Here is a 3,168-nt window from a genome sequence, read left to right as displayed (position 1 = left end):
GCGAGGGTCCCGGACGCGCTGCCGCCCGACAGGTCGGCGCCGATGCCGGGGACCGGCGCCCCGCGGGCGGCGCGCCGTTCGGCGGGCCCCATGCCGGGGACGGGCCCGGGGTCCGGCGGCAGGGTCTCGGGGGCGTGGCGCGGGGCCGTGAGCCGCGCCCGTACGGCTTCCACGAGCGCGTCCCGGACGCCTTCGACGGCCCGGTCGGGGTCGAGTTGGGGCGCGGCGACGGCGAGGGACGCGACCTGTTCGTACCCGGTGATCTCGCGGGACCCCTCGCGCAGGATCAGGGCGTGCCCCGGCGGGATGCGTTTGACCCCGTCGTACGGCGTGGCGTCGCGCAGCGCCTCCGGGCTCTCCGGGCAGGCGAGGAGCGCCGCGAGGTAGCCGATGTCGAGTTGTGCCTCGATGAGGTCGGCGAGGGGCAGGGCGGCGGTGGCGTACGCGGTGCCGGCCGCCCAGGGCGTGTAGAAGACGGGCCGGGCGCCGGCCAGGTCGCCGACGACGGTGATGCGGCGGCCGATCTGCGCGACGGCGGTGTAACTCCCGGGCCAGGCCGTGAGATGGCGCAGGGCGCCGCCGCGCGCGGCGAAGAGCCCGACGCGGAGTTGTTCGTCGGTGGCGCCGCAACAGCCCAGGATCGCGAGGCGGTTGACGGCGTCGATGCTGACGACCCGTACCTCGTCGGGGCGCCAGTCGCCCACCGCCCAGAGCGGATCGGGGTCGCCCCACAGGAGTTGGGAGCCGACCGGGTGGACCGTACCGCCCCCCGTACCGCCCCCCGAGACATCGCCGTCGGCGAACCCGACGGCTCCCGCCGTACCGTTGCCGCCCGCGTACCCGCCGACCGCGCCGGCCACGGACCCGTCGACGCTCCCTGCCGTGCCCGCCGTTCCGAAACGCGCGGCGATACTGCTCCACCCCACCAACCAGCGCATCGCCGCCTCCACAGCCTGTGGACAAGTCACATCGAGGGCCGTCCCGGCAGCTCGGTCCGAAGCGTGGACCCTAGCCCGATCCGAGCCGTTCGGGGACATGCTGCCACGACAACAGCACACAGGAGGGGCCGCGGGTAGCCCCCGGGCGGCGGACGCGCGACAGGCGCGAACATGCGAATGCGCCATTGGCATGGGCCGGATGGCCGGGAAACAGCCCTCGGCAGACAGGCAGCATTCAGCCAATCTCCGGGCTCGACACGGCTCCGAAACGCCGTCATACGTTCAGTCCGGGAGGCGTTTTCCGCCTCCCGGACTGATCCACCGCCCGCGGGGATTGGGGCGGCGGTGTCCCCCAGCCCACTGGTTCCAGTACGCAGTGGGCCGACCCACGCAGGACTCATGGAAGCGCTCCCGCTCCTCCGGGGCCAAGAGCGCACGGCCGGGCGCACGGCCACACACCCGGAGCACGAACATCATGACGGGGTCTTACGCGCGGACTCCCGCACGGACAACAATCCCGCCATAGGGAAGTCCGCCCCTTAACGGTCGGGATGTGGCGAACTACGCTGGGTTTACGAATGCCGCGCGCCTATGCCGCGACGTGGCGGCCGTCTGTGTGTCGAGGGGTGGCGCATGTCCAGGGAGCTACGCGGGCCGAACGAAAAGCTCGGAACCGTTCTCGCCCTCGCGGGAATCAGCAACGCCGGCCTCGCCCGGCGGGTCAACGACCTGGGGGCGCAGCGCGGGCTGACCCTTCGCTACGACAAGACCTCCGTGGCGCGGTGGGTGTCGAAGGGGATGGTGCCGCAGGGTGCCGCGCCCCATCTCATCGCCGCCGCCATCGGCGCGAAACTGGGACGCCCCGTCCCACTCCACGAGATCGGCCTGGCCGACGCGGATCCGGCCCCCGAGGTCGGGCTCGCCTTCCCGCGCGACGTGGGCGAGGCGGTGCGCTCCGCTACGGAGTTGTACCGGCTGGACCTGGCGGGCCGCAGGGCGGGCAGCGGGGGGATCTGGCAGTCGCTGGCCGGATCCTTCGCAGTGAGCGCTTACGCGACCCCCGCGTCGCGGTGGCTGATAACACCCGCGGACTCGTCCGTGGCCCGGGATCCGACGGTCGCGCGGGCCGCGCAAGGGGCGCACAACGGCCCTGGCGCGCACGGCGTGTCGGCCGGTCAGGGCGGGCCGGGTGGCTCGCCCGGCGGCGGGTCCGGCGGCGACTCCGCGGGAGAGATCTCACCGTTGCGGGTGGGCCACAGCGACGTGGCCAAGCTCCGGGAGGCGGCGTCCGACGCCCGGCGCTGGGACTCCAAGTACGGGGGCGGGGACTGGCGTTCCTCCATGGTGCCCGAGTGCCTGCGGGTGGACGCGGCGCCGCTGCTCCTGGGGGCGTACAGCGACGAGGTGGGCCGCGGCCTCTTCGGGGCGACGGCCGAACTGACCAGGCTGGCCGGCTGGATGGCCTTCGACACCGGGCAGCAGGAGGCGGCACAGCGCTACTACATCCAGGCGCTGCGGCTGGCGCGCGCGGCGGCCGACGTGCCGCTCGGGGGGTACGTACTGGCGTCGATGTCGCTCCAGGCGACGTACCGGGGCTTCGCCGACGAGGGCGTGGACCTGGCGCAGGCGGCGCTGGAGCGCAACAGGGGGCTCGCGACGGCGCGCACGATGAGCTTCTTCCGGCTGGTGGAGGCGCGGGCGCACGCGAAGGCGGGCGACGCGGTGGCGGCCGGGGCGGCGCTGAAGGCGGCGGAGGGGTGGCTGGAGCGTTCGCGCGACGGCGACGCGGATCCGGCGTGGCTGGGCTTCTACTCGTACGACCGGTTCGCGGCCGACGCCGCCGAGTGCTACCGCGATCTCAAGGCGCCGCGGCAGGTGCGGCGGTTCACGGAGCAGGCGCTGTCCCGGCCGACGGAGGAGTTCGTACGGTCGCACGGTTTACGTCTCGTGGTGAGCGCGGTGGCGGAGCTGGAGTCGGGGAATCTCGACGCGGCGTGTGCGGCGGGCACCCGGGCGGTGGAGGTGGCGGGCCGTATCTCGTCGGCGAGGACGACGGAGTACGTACGGGATCTGCTGCACCGCCTGGAGCCGTACGGCGACGAGCCGCGCGTGGTGGAGCTGCGGGAGCGCGCCAGGCCGCTGCTGGTCTCCCCGGCGTAGCGCGGGTGCACGTCTCGGGGGCGGTGGGCGCCTTGGCGCCGGTGCGCGCGCCGGTGCCGGTACGCGCCTT

1 protein-coding gene and 1 pseudogene are annotated in these 3,168 nt (G+C 74.1%); one reads left to right on the top strand and one right to left on the bottom strand.

The genetic code is table 11. The features are described from left to right. Window positions 1-938 (bottom strand): annotated as a pseudogene (locus GT042_RS15730) (asparagine synthase); the annotation flags it as partial. A 633-nt stretch (window positions 939-1,571) separates the two neighbouring features. Here GT042_RS15730 and GT042_RS15725 point away from each other — a divergent pair. Then, the gene (locus GT042_RS15725; protein ID WP_161309338.1) at window positions 1,572-3,098 is read left to right on the top strand and encodes a sporulation protein; all 1,527 of its coding nucleotides are present in this window, start codon (window positions 1,572-1,574) and stop codon (window positions 3,096-3,098) included. Window positions 3,099-3,168: the final 70 nt, after the last annotated feature.

This window comes from Streptomyces sp. SID3212 (assembly GCF_009865405.1).
GTDB lineage: Bacteria > Actinomycetota > Actinomycetes > Streptomycetales > Streptomycetaceae > Streptomyces.
The sequence above is the reverse complement of the archived record's forward strand: the minus strand, read 5'-3'. Positions and strand labels throughout refer to the sequence as shown.

What these genes read in the sequence shown, in the direction of transcription:
- GT042_RS15725 (WP_161309338.1), top strand. Translation starts at nt 1,572, where the DNA reads ATGTCCAGGGAGCTACGCGGGCCGAACGAAAAGCTCGGAACCGTTCTC.